This is a genomic window from Caballeronia sp. M23-90, from assembly GCF_053574605.1.
The window spans coordinates 19,666-36,518 of sequence record NZ_JBSIPA010000016.1 but is presented as its reverse complement, the minus strand read 5'-3'; the positions used below and the strand labels follow the sequence as shown (position 1 = coordinate 36,518).

Annotated in this window: 21 protein-coding genes; 6 read left to right on the top strand and 15 right to left on the bottom strand. The window is 60.0% G+C overall.

Annotation, left to right across the window (positions count from 1 at the left end; translation table 11 throughout):
* On the bottom strand, positions 1 to 371 hold a 371-nt coding region (locus ACRXB1_RS03435), incomplete at its 3' end, for a GntR family transcriptional regulator (protein WP_449491101.1).
* Positions 372 to 479: 108 nt separating this feature from the next.
* Between ACRXB1_RS03435 and ACRXB1_RS03430 the strand changes: the two genes are divergently transcribed.
* Positions 480 to 1,376, top strand: coding sequence for a DMT family transporter (locus ACRXB1_RS03430; protein WP_449491100.1), 897 nt, complete (start codon positions 480 to 482; stop codon positions 1,374 to 1,376).
* Between the two features lie 3 nt (positions 1,377 to 1,379).
* Here the strand turns inward: ACRXB1_RS03430 and ACRXB1_RS03425 are convergent, their stop codons facing one another.
* Positions 1,380 to 2,366: a zinc-dependent alcohol dehydrogenase family protein gene (locus tag ACRXB1_RS03425; RefSeq protein WP_449491099.1), complete on the bottom strand. Its 987-nt coding sequence runs from the start codon at positions 2,364 to 2,366 to the stop codon at positions 1,380 to 1,382.
* A 110-nt stretch (positions 2,367 to 2,476) separates the two neighbouring features.
* Between ACRXB1_RS03425 and ACRXB1_RS03420 the strand changes: the two genes are divergently transcribed.
* Positions 2,477 to 3,331, top strand: coding sequence for a LysR family transcriptional regulator (locus ACRXB1_RS03420; protein WP_449491098.1), 855 nt, complete (start codon positions 2,477 to 2,479; stop codon positions 3,329 to 3,331).
* Positions 3,332 to 3,787: 456 nt separating this feature from the next.
* Entirely contained in the window at positions 3,788 to 4,081 is a 294-nt protein-coding gene (locus ACRXB1_RS03415) for an H-NS histone family protein (protein WP_449491097.1), read from the top strand.
* Between the two features lie 39 nt (positions 4,082 to 4,120).
* Here ACRXB1_RS03415 and ACRXB1_RS03410 read toward each other — a convergent pair whose 3' ends face one another.
* From ACRXB1_RS03410 to ACRXB1_RS03395, 4 genes are all read right to left on the bottom strand, one after another.
* Positions 4,121 to 4,378 (bottom strand): hypothetical protein, encoded by a 258-nt coding sequence (locus tag ACRXB1_RS03410; RefSeq protein WP_449491096.1) that lies wholly within the window; start codon positions 4,376 to 4,378, stop codon positions 4,121 to 4,123.
* Between the two features lie 58 nt (positions 4,379 to 4,436).
* The gene (locus ACRXB1_RS03405; protein ID WP_174363530.1) at positions 4,437 to 4,853 is read right to left on the bottom strand and encodes a MarR family winged helix-turn-helix transcriptional regulator; all 417 of its coding nucleotides are present in this window, start codon (positions 4,851 to 4,853) and stop codon (positions 4,437 to 4,439) included.
* Positions 4,854 to 4,954: 101 nt separating this feature from the next.
* The gene (locus ACRXB1_RS03400; protein WP_449491095.1) at positions 4,955 to 5,722 is read right to left on the bottom strand and encodes a hypothetical protein; all 768 of its coding nucleotides are present in this window, start codon (positions 5,720 to 5,722) and stop codon (positions 4,955 to 4,957) included.
* Between the two features lie 2 nt (positions 5,723 to 5,724).
* Positions 5,725 to 6,330: a nitroreductase family protein gene (locus ACRXB1_RS03395; protein ID WP_075360353.1), complete on the bottom strand. Its 606-nt coding sequence runs from the start codon at positions 6,328 to 6,330 to the stop codon at positions 5,725 to 5,727.
* Between the two features lie 145 nt (positions 6,331 to 6,475).
* Between ACRXB1_RS03395 and ACRXB1_RS03390 the strand changes: the two genes are divergently transcribed.
* Together ACRXB1_RS03390 and ACRXB1_RS03385 are read left to right on the top strand one after the other, a co-directional pair.
* Positions 6,476 to 7,123: a 4'-phosphopantetheinyl transferase family protein gene (locus ACRXB1_RS03390; RefSeq protein ID WP_449491094.1), complete on the top strand. Its 648-nt coding sequence runs from the start codon at positions 6,476 to 6,478 to the stop codon at positions 7,121 to 7,123.
* Positions 7,124 to 7,161: 38 nt separating this feature from the next.
* Positions 7,162 to 7,653 (top strand): GAF domain-containing protein, encoded by a 492-nt coding sequence (locus ACRXB1_RS03385; RefSeq protein ID WP_449491093.1) that lies wholly within the window; start codon positions 7,162 to 7,164, stop codon positions 7,651 to 7,653.
* Between the two features lie 18 nt (positions 7,654 to 7,671).
* Here the strand turns inward: ACRXB1_RS03385 and ACRXB1_RS03380 are convergent, their stop codons facing one another.
* The 7 genes from ACRXB1_RS03380 to ACRXB1_RS03350 form a co-directional block, all read right to left on the bottom strand.
* Positions 7,672 to 8,721, bottom strand: coding sequence for a HoxN/HupN/NixA family nickel/cobalt transporter (locus tag ACRXB1_RS03380; RefSeq protein WP_062001143.1), 1,050 nt, complete (start codon positions 8,719 to 8,721; stop codon positions 7,672 to 7,674).
* A gap of 150 nt (positions 8,722 to 8,871) precedes the next feature.
* Complete coding sequence (locus ACRXB1_RS03375; protein ID WP_449491092.1) at positions 8,872 to 10,167, bottom strand: L-fuconate dehydratase; 1,296 nt, start codon at positions 10,165 to 10,167, stop codon at positions 8,872 to 8,874.
* 167 nt (positions 10,168 to 10,334) lie between these two features.
* Entirely contained in the window at positions 10,335 to 10,637 is a 303-nt protein-coding gene (locus ACRXB1_RS03370) for a 4Fe-4S dicluster domain-containing protein (RefSeq protein WP_449491091.1), read from the bottom strand.
* Entirely contained in the window at positions 10,634 to 10,951 is a 318-nt protein-coding gene (locus ACRXB1_RS03365; RefSeq protein WP_062001140.1) for a hypothetical protein, read from the bottom strand. Before ACRXB1_RS03365 ends, ACRXB1_RS03370 begins: the two co-directional genes overlap by 4 nt.
* Before the next feature lie 11 nt (positions 10,952 to 10,962).
* The gene (locus ACRXB1_RS03360; protein ID WP_449491090.1) at positions 10,963 to 11,538 is read right to left on the bottom strand and encodes an RNA polymerase sigma factor; all 576 of its coding nucleotides are present in this window, start codon (positions 11,536 to 11,538) and stop codon (positions 10,963 to 10,965) included.
* 104 nt (positions 11,539 to 11,642) lie between these two features.
* Complete coding sequence (locus ACRXB1_RS03355) at positions 11,643 to 12,479, bottom strand: oxidoreductase (RefSeq protein WP_449491089.1); 837 nt, start codon at positions 12,477 to 12,479, stop codon at positions 11,643 to 11,645.
* 118 nt (positions 12,480 to 12,597) lie between these two features.
* A complete protein-coding gene (locus ACRXB1_RS03350) occupies positions 12,598 to 13,557 on the bottom strand; it encodes an SDR family oxidoreductase (RefSeq protein ID WP_449491088.1) in 960 nt (319 codons plus the stop codon).
* A gap of 98 nt (positions 13,558 to 13,655) precedes the next feature.
* On the opposite strand from ACRXB1_RS03350, the gene ACRXB1_RS03345 reads away from it, so the two are divergent.
* The gene (locus ACRXB1_RS03345; protein WP_449491087.1) at positions 13,656 to 14,552 is read left to right on the top strand and encodes a LysR family transcriptional regulator; all 897 of its coding nucleotides are present in this window, start codon (positions 13,656 to 13,658) and stop codon (positions 14,550 to 14,552) included.
* A 23-nt stretch (positions 14,553 to 14,575) separates the two neighbouring features.
* On the opposite strand, the gene ACRXB1_RS03340 is transcribed toward ACRXB1_RS03345, so the two are convergent.
* Together ACRXB1_RS03340 and ACRXB1_RS03335 are read right to left on the bottom strand one after the other, a co-directional pair.
* Positions 14,576 to 15,337 (bottom strand): hypothetical protein, encoded by a 762-nt coding sequence (locus ACRXB1_RS03340; RefSeq protein WP_449491086.1) that lies wholly within the window; start codon positions 15,335 to 15,337, stop codon positions 14,576 to 14,578.
* Between the two features lie 650 nt (positions 15,338 to 15,987).
* A complete protein-coding gene (locus ACRXB1_RS03335; RefSeq protein WP_449491085.1) occupies positions 15,988 to 16,851 on the bottom strand; it encodes a cytochrome c oxidase assembly protein in 864 nt (287 codons plus the stop codon).
* Between the last annotated feature and the right edge of the window lie 2 nt (positions 16,852 to 16,853).

The window sequence follows — 16,853 nt, the reverse complement described above, 5'->3', positions numbered from 1 at the left end:
TGCCACGACCCGGGCAGCCAGCCGCAGCCGGCTTTCAGGGTGTCGTCGGCGGCATCGAGCGACTGGCGCGATACCCAGAACGGATCGACCGCCCGGTCCAGCAGTGGACCGAGTTCGGCCAGTGAAAGCGGCGGCAAGTGGCCGGTGACGTAAAAGCCCGATCCGCGCCGCGACTGGATCACGCCCTCGGCCGCGAGCCGGTCATACGCCTCGACCACAGTGGATTTGGATACCTGCAGCGTCTCTGCCAGGCCGCGAATGGACGGCACCCGGGCGCCTGCCGAAAGTGTGCGATTCGAGATTCGCTGCTGGACGGCCTGCATCACGCGCTCAACGAGCGTTCCGCTTTCGGCCTGGATTGTGTCTTCCATGTGTACTGGTTTCCGACCAAGACAGTTTTGCAGAACTGTAGCGCACTGTCTCTGGAAAAGCCATGCATCCCCAACCGATACTTCGAGCTTGAATCCAGAGGTAAGAGAATGAGCGAGACAGACAAGGCAGCGAGCGGGTGGATGAACGGTTTTCTCGGGATGCTGATTTTCAGCGGATCGCTTCCCGCTACGCGTCTTGCGGTCGCGAGTTTCGACCCGGTCTTCCTGACCGTGGCGCGTGCGTGCATTGCGGGTGCGCTCGGCCTCGTGCTATTGCTGGTGTTCCGTGAAAAACGCCCCGAACGCAGCGACCTGATACCGCTTGCCGTGGTCGCGTTCGGCGTGGTCATCGGCTTTCCGTTGCTGACGGCGCTCGCGCTCAAGCACATCACGGCGGGGCATTCGGTGGTTTTCGTGGCGGTGTTGCCGCTCACGACCGCGATCTTCGGCGTGCTGCGCGGCGGTGAGCGTCCACGTCCCGCGTTCTGGCTTTTTTCCGGGCTTGGCGCGGTACTCGTCGCAGGATTTGCGCTGCTGCAGGGCGGCGGCGCAGCTTCTATCGGCGATGTATTGATGATCGGCGCGGTGATCGTCTGCGGTCTGGGTTATGCGGAAGGCGCGCGGCTCTCGCGCAAGCTCGGCGGCTGGCAGGTGATCTCGTGGGCGCTGGTGATGTCCCTGCCCGTCATGGTTCCGGCGGCGCTTGCGACCTTGCCGGCCTCATGGGACGGGATCGGCGAACCGGCATGGATGGGACTCGCCTACGTATCCCTGTTCAGCATGCTGATCGGCTTCGTGTTCTGGTATCGCGGACTGGCTCAGGGCGGCATTGCCGCTGTCGGGCAATTGCAGTTGCTTCAGCCCTTTTTCGGGCTGGTGCTCGCGGCGACCCTGCTTCACGAACCGGTTGGCTGGTCGATGGTCGCCGTCGCCACGGCCGTCGTGCTTTGCGTGGTCGGCGCGAAGCGGTTCGCGCGGCCGGTGGTGGTGCTGGCGGCGCGTTGAACGTCAGCGGATATCGACCACGAGTTTTCCGTTGGCGGTGCCGTCGGTCATGGACTGGTAGGCGAGTTCGGTGCTGTCCAGGTCGAAGGTGCGCGGATCCAGCTTCGGGACGAGCTTTCCTTCTTCAGCAAGTGCGGTCGCGACCTCGAGGATCTCGCCATGATGTTCGCGGTGCTTGCCCGTCAGAAGCGGTGCAAGCGTGAATACGCCGGAATAGGTCGCCTCGCGAAACGACAGCGGGGCGAGCGAATGCGTGCGCCAGCCGAGCGCGCTGACCACGTGCCCGAATTGCTTGACCGCTGCAAACGACGCATCGAGCGTGGCGCCGCCGACGGTATCCGCGACCACGTCGAATCCCTCTGCGTTCGTGTGCGCTTTCACGTACTGCTCGACGGAAAAAGTCCGATAATCGATGCCCGTCGCCCCATGCTGTTGCATCAGCGCCACGTCCGCCTCGCTGACCGTGGCGAAAACCTGAGCGCCCAACGCCCGCGCAAGCTGAACCGAAACGTGCCCGACGCCGCCAGCGCCGCCTTGCACCAGCACGGTTTGACCGGCTTGCACACGCGCTCTGTCGACGATTCCCTGATACGACGTGATGAAGCTTAGCGGCAGTGCGGCTGCTTGTTTCATAGACAGATTCGCTGGTTTCAGCGCAATCAGCCGCGCGTCAACGGCGGCGAACTGGGCGAGCGAGCCCTGGATTCCCGCGACACCGCCGGTCATTCCATAAACTTCATCGCCGGGCTTGAACTGCGACACGCCTGCGCCGACAGCTTCGATTACACCAGCCATATCGATACCCAGGACAAGCGGCAGCGGGTGCTTCGCGTGAGCGGCGCTGCCGGCACGGATCTTCGTATCGAGCGGGTTGAGCCCCGCGGCCTTGATGCGCACCAGCACTTCACCCGCTTGCGGGACGGGCTGGGGAAGCACCGTGCGTTCGAGCGGTCCGTTATAGCGCTGCAGAACCAGAACTTGCATGTCCATGATGTTTCTCTCCGAGGCGAATGAATTTGCTTGATTCATGTTCGTCCATGCGGGAAAGTACGGCAATCGACGTTACTGCACGTCGGCTAAACATTTTTGCATGAGGAAGAATGGACTGGAGCGACGTACGGATCTTCCTCGCGATTGCGCGCACCGGCACGCTCAGCGCGGCGGCAAGGCAGTCGGGGCAGACACAGCCGACCATGGGACGGCGGCTTCGCGCGCTCGAGGAAGCGATCGGACAAACCTTGTTCCAGCGCACTGCCGACGGTTTCATCCTCACCGACGAAGGCTCTGCCGTGCTCGCGCACGCGGAGCGAATGGAGGAGGACGCGCTCGCGTTCGAGCGCTCGCTTGCCGGCAAGGAGACGCATCTCACAGGCGTGTTGCGGGTATCGTCGTCGGACTGGTTCGGCGTTCACGTCCTGACGCCGGTGTTCGCCGAGTTCCTGCGGGCGCATCCGAGGGTCAGCATTGAACTCGTCACGGATTCCCGCCGCTTGAGTCTTGCGCGACGCGATGCCGACCTGTTATTCCGTATCACGCCGTTCGAAGAGGCAGACGTCATCCAGCGAAAATTCATGCACATGGACTACGCGCTCTACGGTCCCGCCGATGCACTCCCGCCCCGCGCCGGCGACGGTAAGGGCTGCGGACTTGTCACCATGGACAGCGCGTTCGGTACGCTGCCCGACGTCAACTGGATACGACGCATATTGCCGCATGCTCACTTGGCGTTCGGCAGCAATAATCGCGACGCGCAGGCGAAGATGTGCGCGCAGGGCGCGGGGCTTGCCGTCCTGCCATGTCCGCTCGGCGACACCACGCCGGGCATTCAGCGGATCGACCTGGGTGAAGCGCCGCCCGGACGCGACTTATGGTTTGGCTATCACCGCGACCTGCGCCGTCTCGCAAGATTGCGGGCTTTGCTTGATTTGATTATCGAAAAGCTGGCAAATCTCTAAGTGCGACGGTGAACATTGATTATCCAAAACATTGAAATAAGTCCTTAGTCTCGGGGCTTTATCGAAACCTTTCAGCGTCGCGACAACAAAAGGGGATTATCACGAAGGCGGTTCTTATGCTTTAATAGCGTCAATGCGACGCCATCCCGCGCGCCGCCGACTAAAACGCGTACACTTGACCCCGCTGCAACGAAGAGGCGCAAAGCCGTCCCGCGGCTTCCCAGACTTCTTCCTCTGCCGGCATTTCCTGGCACGCGCCTGATCAAGAGTTTGCTGCCAAATTGGGGCGGGAATACTCGGGTCAAAGCTGACCTTCCGGTTTTAACCGGGTCGCATTGAAATATCGCAGCGGAACAGTCCTGCAATCCTCGACATGGTTTCGCACTGGCATATCCGGTGCTGCGCCCGAGAACATCAAAGTGCTTTTGAACAACAATTTTTATAATGCAAAGTGAAATGCCCACCCTCAAAGAACTGCTTGCGCAGCGCGAAGCGCTGCAGGATCAATTGGAAGTAGCGCGGCAACGTCAGGCTGAAATCGTTCTCGCGGAGATAGTCGCGAAAATGGGCGAATACAAGATTTCGCTGTCCGAGTTGATGGGACACAGCGTTCTGGCAAAGGCGCCCGCTGCAACCGTCACCGCCCCTAAATACCGCGACACAACGACTGGCGCCACATGGTCAGGGCGAGGACGCGCGCCACACTGGATCGCCGATAAGAATCGTGCCGATTTCCTGGTGGGTGCTTAAGCAGGTTTCTGGTTGCGGGTATGAACGCTTTGCTCGTTTCTACTGTGAGCAAAGGGTTGTCGCCTCTATAAGCGACGCATGCAACGCAGTGTCACGAAGCAGTCCTTCAACGCTGCGATTCTGGTCATGCGCATAGGCTTCAAGGCACCGCGCGGTATTCACGCGGGCGCTTGGCACTGCCATCCTGATTCCAGCGAGCAACAACGCCACGCCGATGATCGCAATGGTGGCGCCAAGCCATTTTATCGATGAATGGATCCTCTTCATGCCAGCCATGCGGTGCGAATCATGGTTCATTTTTTTTCCTGTTAATGGTTAGCAAGACAACTATTGACGACCAAAAAATTGGCGAAGGTCATGCCAGCGCTTTTCTCACTTCGTGCATCGATGTGACGGCGGATTCGAATAATTCCGGACCGATCTTTCCGCGCAAGGTTCTGGCAATTCGCGCGCTGGCGTTGTTGATCGGGCGGTCGAGCGCACGGCCTGCCGCGGTCGCACTGACTGTCCACTCGCGGCCATCGGTCTTCGCCTGACTGCGCTCGACCAGTTGTTTTTCGCACAGGCTGTCGATAAGTCGCGTGGCAGTCGGCCTCGCTATTCCAAGAATGTCCGCCACCTGGCTGCTGAGGCAGCCGGGCGTGGCGAGGACAACCCGAAGCACGAATCCTTGTGGCGGCGTGAGGCCGAATTCAGCGTACACGGCGGTCCACTCGCGTTCCACGAGGCGCGCAAGTGCAGCGGAGTTGAAGTAGAGGCAGTGATCGAACATGGAGGCATTAAAGCACAGGATAGTTAGCAAAACAACTATTTGTCTGGACCAGTTCGGCCGTCATTACGCGGACCTGCGGATGCTGTGCGGATGAACGGAGGTTATCGGCCGTTTTCGTTGCGCTTGCTCCATCCAAACGCGTGGATGGTGTTTATCGGCGTCAAGCTGCAGATCGACGCACAAAGTTGTCCGGGCATGGGCAAGTCGAACACGTACCATGCTCCGTTTGCGGCGAGGTCGTCGGCGCTGTCGGGACTATCAGTAGCCGAACGATGACCGGCCGCGCTCAGCAAGCTGTTGTCACGCGCCCGCTGTCGGCCGGAGGGCAGGGGGCTGGCGGTATCGGACAAAGGAGCGTCCGAGCCCGATCCGAACGATGGCAGCGATGTCCCGAGCCCTACCTGCGCTGCACTGATGGCAAGCATGATCCATACGCCCGCATAGCCTATATCCGCGCACAGAACCGTATTGGTTCCGGTCGCCTGGGCGAGCAAACGGCCTTTTGCATCGTCCCGAAGATCGATCGCGCTCGGCTCGCAGCCGGACAGGCGCGCGACAGCCAGCCTAAGCACTGCGCGGCTCGATATATAGCGGTATCGCAATGCGGGACTTGGCAGCAACGCGGCGCGGCGCGTCTCGTCTTGCGTGAGCCACGTTGCTGCATCGTGCGCGCTGATGCGCTGCCATTGGCTTCGGAAACGGAATACGAAGACTTCGCCTTTCTGCGGAACGCGCGGTTCCATCGACAGGGTTTCGTTCATGCGCAATGGCATGAACTGCGGCGGCGGACCGTGATCGACGCGCTTCACGGGCTGGACATCACGGGTCCGGTCCGCGCGCGAAATGTCAGTCAGAGCAGGGCTTGCCATAGTCAGTCCGTGCTCTGCACGCTCGCCTCGAACCACTCGGTGACGTAGGCGTCGCTGGAAGGGCGCGCGATTTCGCGCGTGCCTTCAGGTGGCGTGCCGACGAACAGGAAGCCAAGCAGCCGATCCGTATCAGCGAGTCCGAGCGCGCGGTGCATGCCGGGTTCGTAGCTGTCGGCGCCGGTTGCCCAGAAGCCGCCGAAGCCCAACGCGTGGACGGCGTTCAGCATGTTCATGGCGGCAGCACCGACGGCCAGCAACTGCTCGACTTCGGGCACCTTGGTTCGCGTCGTGATCGATGCCACCAGCGCAATCACTACAGGCGCCGCCAGCGCACGCCCGCCGCGGTGTTCGTGCGCCGAGCGCGGTTCACCGGGCGAGCGCGAAGACGCGAGGTCGACCAGCACTTCGCCGAGTTTCAAACGCGCGTCGCCACGGATCAGCACAAAGCGCCACGGGCGCAAACCGCCGTGATCGGGCGCGCGCAGGGCGGCATCGAAGATCTGCCTGAGTTGCGCGTCATCGGGCGCCGGCTCGGTGAGCGGCCAGTGTGACTGGCGCGTCATCAATAGCTGCAACGCATCGGCGCCAGCATGGGTCATGGTTTCCATGGGAAATGTCCAAAGCTTTCCGAAGGCGCCCATGATGGCCAAAAATCACGCTAATTGCAAATGATTCTCAATACCAGAATTTTGTCACGGCAAGACCTTATACTTCCGGCTTTGGGATAACACTGCTTTTTTCTCCTTCCGACCGATGCCCATCCTGCTCGCCAACCTCGGCCGATGGCCCTCCGATATTGCGTTATGGCGCGTTGACGTGGAGCTCGCCGACACTTCGGCCTGCGTGAACCGCGTTCTCAGCGCGGACGAACGGGAGCGGATGGCGCGTTACAAGCGGCTCGAAGATCGCGTGCGGTTCGCGGTCGCGCGATCGACTCTGCGCGAGATTCTCGGCAAGCGTGTGGCGCGCGATCCGGCGCAACTCGAATTCAGGGCGGGCGCTCACGGACGACCAGCGCTTGCAGCCTTTCCACATGTGTCCTTCAACGTGTCGCATTCGGGCAAGCGTGTCCTGATTGCGGTATCGACGCTGCGAGCGGTCGGCGTAGACATTGAAGAAGCGAATCCGGCGCTTGACTGGCGCACGCTCCTGGACGCGGTTTGCGTAAACGAGGAAGCGCCAGGAATAACGGCTGTGCGCGAGTTTTATCGGTGCTGGACTGCCAAGGAAGCGTTGCTCAAGGCAACGGGCGCGGGGATTGGAATTGGCGACGGCTTGAAGTCCATCGATCTGGCGAACGGGCGCATTCCGCCGGGGTTCGACTTCGCGTGGCTCGATGATGTCGATGGTTACGAAGCCGCCGTCGCGTTCGGCGTCCCTGCCGATACCGGTCCGCTGTGATATGTTGAAATATCCAGCATCCATCCAAGAAGCATCTTATGTCGCTGACAATCCAGCCCATTACCGGCTCCAAAGCCGAGCAATATCAGGAACTGCTTGCGCAGGCCCGCTCGCTCCTCGCCGATGAAACCGATCGCATCGCCAATGCCGCGAATTTCTCGGCGCTCGTTTATCACACGCTGTCCGACCTGAACTGGAGCGGCTTTTATTTCTTCGATGGCGCCGAACTCGTGGTCGGTCCGTTCCAGGGGAAACCGGCTTGCGTTCGTATCGCGCTTGGCAAAGGCGTTTGCGGGACCGCCGCACAAACCCGCGAGACGCAGGTTGTGCGCGATGTCCACGAGTTCCCCGGACACATTGCGTGCGACTCGGCGTCTCAATCGGAGATCGTGGTGCCGTTGATTGCGAAGGACGGGACGCTCGTTGGCGTGTGGGACGTGGATAGTCCCATTGTGAATCGCTTCGATGCCGACGATGCTCAAGGCATGGAAGCGCTCTGCAGCGTGTTCATGGAACTTGCCTGGGCTTGATTGTATTCATAAGCGCTATTACGTCTCGAGCTCGTCGAACCGTTTCCAGCGGTACACCGCGGCTGAGATCAGCCAGCTCGCCGCAAACACGCCAACGATCACGTAGCCGATCATGCCGAAGTTGTCGTTGAGGCTGCCGACCGCATTCCAGAACCATCCGCCAAGTTGCAGCTTGTCCGCAAGCAACCCCAGGCCCTCGATACTCCCGACCAGCAGCGCGACGAGCACGGAAATCGTGGTGATGGTGATGTTGTAGTAGAGCTTGCGAATGGGCTTGACGAAGGCCCAGCCATAAGCGCCGAGCATCAGGATGCTGTCGGTGGTATCGATCAGCGTCATGCCCGCGGTGAACAGCACTGGAAACACGATGATCGACCAGATCGGCAAGCCTTGCGACGCGCCCGCGGCCGATATGCCGAGCAAGCCGACTTCGGTGGCGGTATCGAAGCCGAGGCCGAACAGGAAACCAAGCAGGTACATGTGGCGGCTTTTCGTGATCAGGCGAAACAGCGGCCTGAAGATGCGCGCAAAGAAACCGCGATTCGCGAGCAGCAAGTCGAAGTCTTCATCCACATAGGGCTCGCCGCGCCGCACGCGACGAAAGGCGCCAATCACCGCGCGCAGAATGACCAGGTTCATGATCGCGATGGCGAACAGGAAGAACGTGGAAACCAGCGTGCCAATGAGGCCGCCGATCTCCTTGAACTCCGCCATGCGTGTTTGCAGCGCCATGGCCGTTGCGGCGATCGCCACCGATGCAAGCACGACTACCGTCGAATGTCCCAGCGAGAACATCAAACCCACGGTGACAGGACGCCTGCCGTCCTGCATGAGCTTGCGCGTGACGTTATCGATAGCCGCAATATGGTCGGCGTCCACCGCGTGACGCAAGCCGAACGAGTACGCAAGCAGGCTTGTTCCGAGCAGCAGCGGGTAGTGATGGAATGCGACGAAGGCCCAGATCCAGGCGCCGGCATTGAAGGCAATCAGTAAGGCATAAAGGCTGAAGATCTTTTGGCGCATGTGGCCTTGTTCGTCGCCGAAGACTGCCTTTATCAGTGCTCGCATTGATATTCCGTCTTTGAGTTTTGGGTGCCGGACCGAGCAAGAGACCTGGCTGATCACGATAGCGCTCGAATGATAGCGTGCCAAAATTCTCTGGCCGCATTCACGATCGCTCCGATCGGAATATTAAACCGCGTGTCACTTATGCCCGACTTAGGCCCATCCCTCGCCATCGGGGAAATGGAATCGTTCTAGCGAAGCGGCATGCATCTCGATGCTATAGCCGGCTGAGTCCGGCGGCATGTATCGGCCATTGCGGATAACGACCGGGCTGACGAAATGCTCGTGCAGATGATCGACGTATTCAAGCACGCGATTATCCAGCGACGCCGACACGCAGACATAATCGAAGATGGAAATATGCTGGACGTACTCGCACAAACCCACGCCGCCCGCGTGCGGACACACCGGCACGCCGAACTTGGCGGCCATCAGCAACACCACGATCACTTCGTTCAGGCCGCCTAGCCGGCAACTGTCGATCTGACAAAAGTCGATGGCGCCCGCCTGCAGCAATTGCTTGAACATCACGCGGTTCTGGCAATGCTCGCCGGTGGCGACGCCGATGGGCGCAATCCGGCTACGGATCGCGGCGTGGCCGAGGATATCGTCGGGACTCGTGGGCTCTTCGATCCACCACGGGTCGAACTGCGCCAGGCGGCGCATGTTGGCGACGGCTTCGTCGACGTCCCAGACCTGGTTGGCGTCCATCATCAGTTTGCGATCGGCGCCGATTTCATCGCGAAGAATGCGCGCGCGGCGGATGTCTTCTTCTATGTTGCCGCCGACCTTCTGCTTGAAATGCGTCCATCCCTGGGCCACGCCTTCGCGCGCAAGGCGGCGGATCTTTTCATCGTCGTAGCCAAGCCAGCCTGCCGACGTGGTGTACGCCGGATAGCCATCAGCCAGCATTTCCTGCTCGCGTGCGGCACGGGTCGGCGAGTGACGGCGCAATATTGCCAATGCTTCTTCAGGCGTGAGCGCGTCCGTGACGTAGCGGAAATCGAGGCAGCGCACGAGTTCTTCGGGGCTCATATCCACTAGCAGTTTCCACACGGGCTTCTGCACGGATTTCGCCCACAGGTCCCATACGGCGTTGACGACCGCGGCTGTTGCAAGGTGGATCGCGCCCTTGTCCGGACCGATCCAGCGCAACTGGCTATCCGATGTAAAACCGCGCCAGAAGTCACCCATGTTTGCGGTGATGTCCTCGAGCTTCTTGCCGATGATCAGCGGCGCAAGCGCCTTCACTGCGGCCACGCAGATCTCGTTGCCGCGTCCTATGGTGAACGTGAGGCCGTGACCATTGAGCTTCGTGGGTGAATCGGTTTCGAGGATAACGTAGGCGGCGGAATAGTCCGGCGCCGCATTCATTGCGTCCGAGCCATCGAGCGATCGCGAGGTGGGAAAGCGGATGTCCCTGACGGACAAATTCGTGATCGTGGTCATCTGAACACCTCCGTGCAATGGCAGATTCGACTTGGTACAAACCCGGGCACGCGCTCAGCGGGCACGCGCTCACCCGCTGCGTTTGGTTGCAGGCATGCTAGCACGGGGTACAACGTCGTTATCAAAGGCCACTACGCACTGCGGGGCATCCGTGGAGCCTTGAGCGTTCAGGTCTTTCTCGCCAGCGTGATTGCCCGCTCAGGGCAAGCGGTCACGCATAAACCGCATGCGCGGCACGCGTCCTCGTTGGGCGTGTAAGCGACCTTCATTCCATGGACGCGCAGTTTGAGCTTGTTCAGCGGGCCCAGGCGCGCGTAGTCCGCTGTATCGATTTGACGGATCACGAACACGTTTTCCGGACAGACCACCGCGCAATCGGCCTTGCCTTCGCAACGTTTCAGATTCACCAACGGGACGATGACACCCGGCGCCTGCTTGCAGTTCGCCGATGACGCGAGAACGGCGCTCATACGCTGTCAGCCTCGCGGGGCTTGCGAACCCCACACCGCCGGCTCTTGAATTGCTCGCGTTCCTCGGGCGTCATCTGTTCCCAGCGCCGCCATTGGCGGCGTCCGCGCCATCCTCCGCCATGCCCCCGAAAGCCGCCGAACAGAATGCGGCTCAACACCATCAACCCCAGCGCATGCGGAAAATCGATCACCCGGGCGCCGATGAACAACGCCGGAACCACCCAGTTCCACAAGGTCATGACAAGCCACCCCAAAGCGGCGACCGCAACGAATGCCAACACCACCTTGGCCAATATCTTCAGTCCGAAACGCATTGCCTTTCTCCTCAAATATCCAGATCGTCATAAACAGGCTGCAAGCGCGTGCGCAGATGCAGCACCGCGTAACGCTTGCGAGCGAGCAGCGTGTTGATGCTCACACCGGTTTCCAGCGCCAGCTCCTTGAAGCCGCGCCCCTCCAGTTCGTGAGCGATAAAAATGTCGCGCTGATTGGCAGGAAGTTCATCGATCGCCTCCTGCAATGCCGTCAGCAGAACCGTGCGCGCATAGGACGCTTCGGGACCGCCGTCCTGCGCAGGAAGGGCGAGATCGAGCCGGTAGTCCTCATCGGCTTCATCGTCGATTTCGCCTAACGGCTGTTCTCGTTTCTTGCGAAACCGGTCGATGATGCGATTGCGCGCCACCCGGAACAGCCACGCACTGACCTGTTCGATAGGCTCGGGCAGCCGGTACGCCCGGACGAACTCGTGCAGCACATCCTGCAGGATGTCTTCGGCGTCACTGGGATCGCGCACACGACGCCGGATAAAATTTCCGAGCTTCGAGCGCTCACGCAAGACGGTTGCGGTGATCTCGTTATCGCTTTCGATGATGATCGGGCCTGACGGCTTCGGCGGTTCCATACACCTGCTGACGATCCACAAGCGGGAATATTGTGTCCGCGTGAAAAAAGCGGCCGGGCGGCCGCTCCATGAGGGAGATTAGACGTTTTGCCAGTGAACCGCGTTCAGTAAGTGCCGTCGGTGCTCACCGATACATCGCGCCACTGATTCAATTCCGCTTGCATGGCGGCGAGTTTTGCATCGGCTGCATTGACGGCAATCGAACCTGCAATGAAGCGCAGAGGCGGCTCGGGCTCGCCCGCAAGTTTGATCATCGCTTCTGCAAGTTTCACCGGATCGCCTGGCTGCTGACCGTTGCGTTGTTCGAACGACGCACGAAGCGTGGCCCGTCGTTCGTCGTAATCCGCGATGGGTTTATCGCCGAAACGAAGCGACTCGGGCTTCAGGAAGTCAGTGCGGAAAGGACCCGGCTCAACGATGGTCACGTGCAATCCAAACGGCGCCACTTCCTTGGCCAATGATTCGGAAAAACCTTCGAGCGCAAACTTGCTCGCGCTATACAGCGAGCACAGTTCAGCGCCAAGAATGCCCGCAAGCGATGACACGTTGAAGATGCGACCCCGCCGAGCAGCGCGCATGACCGGGAGCGCCGCCCATGTGACGTTGAAGGTGCCGAAGAGGTTCGTGGAGAGTTGCGCCTGCACGTCCTGCATCGTGGTCTCTTCGAAGAAACCCAGATGACCGTAGCCGGCGTTGTTCACCAGCACATCGATCGTGCCGAACTTCTTTATCGCTGCATCGACTGCGGCTTGCGCCTCGGTTTTGTCGGCGACATCCAGAGTGAGACTGAGCAATTGCTCGCTGTCCTGCCCGAGGCGTGCACTGACATCCTCTCGTTTGCGGCCCGTCGCGACCACGCGGTCGCCGGCTCGCAAGGCGGCTTCTGCGATGTTTGCGCCGAGTCCACGGCTTGCGCCGGTGATGAACCAGGTTGTCTGCATGATGTGCTCCTCGATGATCGGAGTTCCATGGGAACACGCGTCGATGCTTCACCGGTAGCCCGTTCGTCGTGCGTTCTTGCTTGATTCTGCAAAGCACGCTTTCTAGCGTAAGGTTTTTCTATAGACACCTCAGAGCGGCCAACGTGGTCCTGACCGCTTCGTCCCAAGGCGTGTGCGGTTCTTCGCCAAGCACGTTCAGCAACGCTGTATTGTTCATGTGAACAGGCTCTTTCCACAAATAGCGCATTTCGAGCAGCTCCCGGAATGTTTCCGAAAACGGTGCAATAGCGGGCAACGCCCACCACGGAAAAGCGCGGACCTTGATATTTGGGCGGCCGGTCGCATGCTTGATTGCATCGATCATGCGAGTGCCGTCGGCGTCCCAATGCCCGAGCATCTGGTAAGTGGCGAAGTCCGGAAGCGTCCGTTCGCGTTCAACCAGCCGCACCATTGTTCGTGCGACGTCCGGCACATACGCCCACTGATGTCCAACGCCACGGTTGCCCGGATAAAACATGCTCTGTACCGGCTTGCCTGGTTTCACCAGAGCGCTCGACAACCAGCTATTACCCGTGCTGCCGGGCCCGAAGAAATCGCCGGCACGCACGACAAGGCTGCGCACGCCATCGGCGCTTGCGTTCTTCAAATGCCGTTCCAGCTCGACACGGATTGCACCCTTGCGCGTGACTGGATTCTGAGGCGACGTCTCGCTTAGTAACGGGAGCGCGTCGGGTCCGTAGTTATAGACGGTGCCCGGCAAAAGAATCCGCGCGCCTGACGCCCGCGCCGCTGCGATGGTGTTGTCGATCATCGGCAGGACCAGCGCCGCCCAATTCTTGTATCCGGGCGGATTGACCGCATGAACGATAAGCTGCGCGCCGTGGGACGCCGCAACGACGTCGTCGCGGTTCATTGCATCGCCTTGTTGCCACTCGAAACGTTCGTCCCGTGCGGTCAGCTTTGCAGGCTGGCGATGCAGCGCGCGCACATGCCAGCCTTCCCCGGCGAGTTGCCGCGCCACTTCTCCGCCAATGCCACCTGTTGCGCCCAACACCAATGCGATCCGGCTTTCGCTCATCTTCGACTCCTGTTGTGTTCTTCGATTGACGACCATTCTTGCTCGAATCGTGGTTAAATGAAATTGTCGAAAATAGTGGAACGGATATACATTTTTGTATGATCGAGAATGCGTTGAGCTGGGATTTTTATCGAACGTTTCTTGAGGTGCTGCGCGAGGGGTCCTTGTCGGGCGCCGCACGGTCGCTCGGCCTGACGCAGCCTACAGTGGGCCGTCACGTGGATGCGCTCGAGACAGCGCTGGGCTATGCGCTCTTCATCCGCACGCAACAGGGTTTGAGTCCGACGCAGGAAGCGCTTGTGTTACGCCCTTACGCCGAGGCGCTGGAGTCGACGAGCACGGCGTTGTTGCGCGCGGCATCGAGTCAGGGAGCAGGAGTGCGCGGCACCATCCGCATCACGGCGAGCGACGTGATCACGGTCGAGGTCCTGCCTGCGATCATCACCGAACTGCACGCGGCCTATCCCGAGCTGACCATCGAATTGATGTCGTCCAATCGTATAGAGGATCTGTTGCAGCGTGAGGCTGATATTGCAGTGCGGATGCAGCGGCCCAGCCAGGGCGTGCTGATCGCGCGCCGTATCGGCGATGTGGAGCTCGGCATGTACGCGCATAAGGACTACTTGGCGCGGCGCGGCAGGCCTGCACGAATCGATGACCTGGCTGGTCACGCGCTGATCGGCTTTGATAAGGAAACCGCTTTTATCCGCAGCATGAAAACTAAGTTACCCGACGTGCACCGCGAGTCGCTGGCATTGCGCACCGACAGCGACCTCGCGTCGCTCGCCATGCTGAGGGCGGGGTTTGGCATTGGCTATTGCCAGATCGGTCTTGCGCGGAACAATCCGGCTCTCGTGCGGCTTTTCCCAAAGCGGATATCGCTCAAGCTCGACACATGGCTCGCCATGCACGAAGACCTTCGCGATAACCCGAGTTGCAAGGTCGCGTTTGCCGCTTTGGCTACGGGACTGGAAAAGTATGTGCAAGGAGCTTAGTCACGCTTCGCCCCTTGGCACGATTACCTGGATCCAGCGAGCACGAATGCATCGCTACGGTCGGCGAGCGGTGCTGCTGCGAGTATTGTGTTGTCATTGACGGCGAGCACGCCCGTCAGCGTTTTGTTCGGCGACAGGCAAGGCGCGCCGCCAAACGTGACGGTTGCGTCGTAGACATTCTTCGAACCGTGCGGCGCCACGGTGCCCGTGAAGACGCAACCACTCGTGCCGAGCCCCGATACCGCACCTGCAGGCGTAATCGTGACCGACACGGATTCTCCGCCTTTGATCGATCCTGCCACGCCCGTGTAGGTTCCGGCGATGGCTTCGAGGTTCGGGGTTTGGTCGTAGACCGTTCTGTATTGAGTCGTGAAAGTGACTTTTGTGCTACCCGAAGCAACAGGTGTGATCGTGCCGTTCAAACTGCTTTGCGCCACCAGGGAGAACGCGATGTTATCGGGCGTCACGCTATTCAGGCCAATGACGTAATTGCGCGCGTCTGTCGAATTCAGCGGCCCATTCGCGCGGCTCGCAGTACCCTGGACAAGACCCAGTGTGTTGGACGTCTGATTGACGTACAGGAAGTAATACACGCCCGTATCGAGGACGATGCCGGTAACGACGTCGCCCGCATTATCGGTGCCGCTATAAAAGCCTTGAGCCACGCCGCCGGATGTATCGGGCTGGACGAAATTGACCGGCGCGCTGTTGTCGCTACCACCGCCGCCGCCACATGCAGAAAGCGTAAGGGCTGCCATTGCGCAGCAAAGCGATTTCATTTTCATTTTTTTTGTCTTCTCGGATAGGTGCGCTAGCAACCGGTTACGAATTCTTATCAATATTTTCGGCGGTTATATTTACCATAAATTGATCGAAGAAATCGGCTTCGCAGTTGCGCGTGTTGTTCCGGTGCGACTCTCTTACCCCTCACCGGTTCCAGCGGCTGTTCCGCCTGTGCGATTTCATGAATGCGTCGCGGAGCTTGGTAATGCGAGCGACGGCAACGGTTCGCCAAAGCCGACTCCGAACCATGGATGAGTCGGAATCTGGCTTACGTAGAACGCCCAGATTCTTGGCCGTGCGTCGGATATCATCGCGCGGCTAACGCTGATGGGAATGCGCAGCTTGCCTTCGAGATGTCTCCAATTGTTGTTCGACCAGAGAGCGACCAGCGTAGGGATAAACAGCATGCCTAGCGTCTTGCATGCGCGCAAACGCTCGCGGTGAACGTGGCCAAAGCAGCACCACAGCGACCACCAAAAGCAACTTTTGGGGTGCGGTTCACCCTTGTGGATCGGCGTTTCTTACCTATTCCAGCCGCTGACGGCTTTGCGGAAGTCGCTAGTCAGCTGACCTCAATCAGCGCACGTTCAAGTAGTAGTGGTAACCCTAAAGGAAAATGCGCTTGCAAGGTGCTTAAAGCGCTTGCGACCTTTTACTTCGCGAGAACGGGCTTGGTGGCCGGCTTCTTTGCTTTCGACTTGGGCGGTACGCGCTGCGGCAATTCGGAAAGCCGCATGAGATGACGCAGCGCCATCATTGCGCCGATTGCTTCGAGTACAGCGGCGGGTACCCACATGATGAGTCCGCCGAGACTCTGATCCAGCGCAGCAGGTACCGATGTGAATGCGCGGCCGCACAGCGTGAAAATCGGGTAGAGATCGTGACTCGAAAACGTGATGATCGCGCCGACCAGAATCTGCGGCGCCATGGTGATGACGGGTGAAAGCACGCGCAGGCCCGGCCGTGTGCGGCTGGGCGGATGCGGACGATGATCGAGCAGCATCCACCAGTACAGCAGGCCGCTTATGGCGACCGACCAGTTCATGAACGTATAGATGCGCCAGTCGAGCATCGCAACGAATTGCACCGATGGAATCAGCCAGAACACAACCGAGACGACAAACGCTATTGAAATGAACGTAGGATTCAGCACGATGGCCGCAAGCAGCCGTGCGGGACGGCGATATTGCCAGCGACGCAACGCGCTGCGCCAATGCAAGGGCAGCCCGGCCCTGAGCGCACTGCCCGGATAAGACGCCATCAGAATCAACGGTGCGAGGTGATGAAGGACGAGATGCTGAAGCCTGTGTACGAAAAATTCGTGCTCGGCGTAATAGTCGAGACGCGTGTGCAGCGCAATATAGAAGAGCGCAAGGCCGATCCAGAAAGCACCCTGACGGGTACGGCTGATTCGGATGCGGCGCGACCCGCGGGCGAACAGCACGGCAGTTCCAACGAAAATTGCCACGAGCCCAACAGATGGTTCCCAGGGGACGAGCAGATCGAATAGAGACATGG

Coding starts and splice junctions, on each gene's coding strand:
- ACRXB1_RS03385 (WP_449491093.1), top strand. CDS start 7,162: ATGTCGCTGACAATCCAGCCCATTACCGGCTCCAAAGCCGAGCAATAT.
- ACRXB1_RS03370 (WP_449491091.1), bottom strand. CDS start 10,637: ATGAGCGCCGTTCTCGCGTCATCGGCGAACTGCAAGCAGGCGCCGGGT.
- ACRXB1_RS03400 (WP_449491095.1), bottom strand. CDS start 5,722: ATGGCAAGCCCTGCTCTGACTGACATTTCGCGCGCGGACCGGACCCGT.
- ACRXB1_RS03335 (WP_449491085.1), bottom strand. CDS start 16,851: ATGTCTCTATTCGATCTGCTCGTCCCCTGGGAACCATCTGTTGGGCTC.
- ACRXB1_RS03405 (WP_174363530.1), bottom strand. CDS start 4,853: ATGTTCGATCACTGCCTCTACTTCAACTCCGCTGCACTTGCGCGCCTC.
- ACRXB1_RS03380 (WP_062001143.1), bottom strand. CDS start 8,721: ATGCGAGCACTGATAAAGGCAGTCTTCGGCGACGAACAAGGCCACATG.
- ACRXB1_RS03395 (WP_075360353.1), bottom strand. CDS start 6,330: ATGGAAACCATGACCCATGCTGGCGCCGATGCGTTGCAGCTATTGATG.
- ACRXB1_RS03420 (WP_449491098.1), top strand. CDS start 2,477: ATGGACTGGAGCGACGTACGGATCTTCCTCGCGATTGCGCGCACCGGC.
- ACRXB1_RS03415 (WP_449491097.1), top strand. CDS start 3,788: ATGCCCACCCTCAAAGAACTGCTTGCGCAGCGCGAAGCGCTGCAGGAT.
- ACRXB1_RS03390 (WP_449491094.1), top strand. CDS start 6,476: ATGCCCATCCTGCTCGCCAACCTCGGCCGATGGCCCTCCGATATTGCG.
- ACRXB1_RS03345 (WP_449491087.1), top strand. CDS start 13,656: ATGATCGAGAATGCGTTGAGCTGGGATTTTTATCGAACGTTTCTTGAG.
- ACRXB1_RS03365 (WP_062001140.1), bottom strand. CDS start 10,951: ATGCGTTTCGGACTGAAGATATTGGCCAAGGTGGTGTTGGCATTCGTT.
- ACRXB1_RS03425 (WP_449491099.1), bottom strand. CDS start 2,366: ATGGACATGCAAGTTCTGGTTCTGCAGCGCTATAACGGACCGCTCGAA.
- ACRXB1_RS03410 (WP_449491096.1), bottom strand. CDS start 4,378: ATGAACCATGATTCGCACCGCATGGCTGGCATGAAGAGGATCCATTCA.
- ACRXB1_RS03375 (WP_449491092.1), bottom strand. CDS start 10,167: ATGACCACGATCACGAATTTGTCCGTCAGGGACATCCGCTTTCCCACC.
- ACRXB1_RS03340 (WP_449491086.1), bottom strand. CDS start 15,337: ATGAAAATGAAATCGCTTTGCTGCGCAATGGCAGCCCTTACGCTTTCT.
- ACRXB1_RS03360 (WP_449491090.1), bottom strand. CDS start 11,538: ATGGAACCGCCGAAGCCGTCAGGCCCGATCATCATCGAAAGCGATAAC.
- ACRXB1_RS03350 (WP_449491088.1), bottom strand. CDS start 13,557: ATGAGCGAAAGCCGGATCGCATTGGTGTTGGGCGCAACAGGTGGCATT.
- ACRXB1_RS03355 (WP_449491089.1), bottom strand. CDS start 12,479: ATGCAGACAACCTGGTTCATCACCGGCGCAAGCCGTGGACTCGGCGCA.
- ACRXB1_RS03430 (WP_449491100.1), top strand. CDS start 480: ATGAGCGAGACAGACAAGGCAGCGAGCGGGTGGATGAACGGTTTTCTC.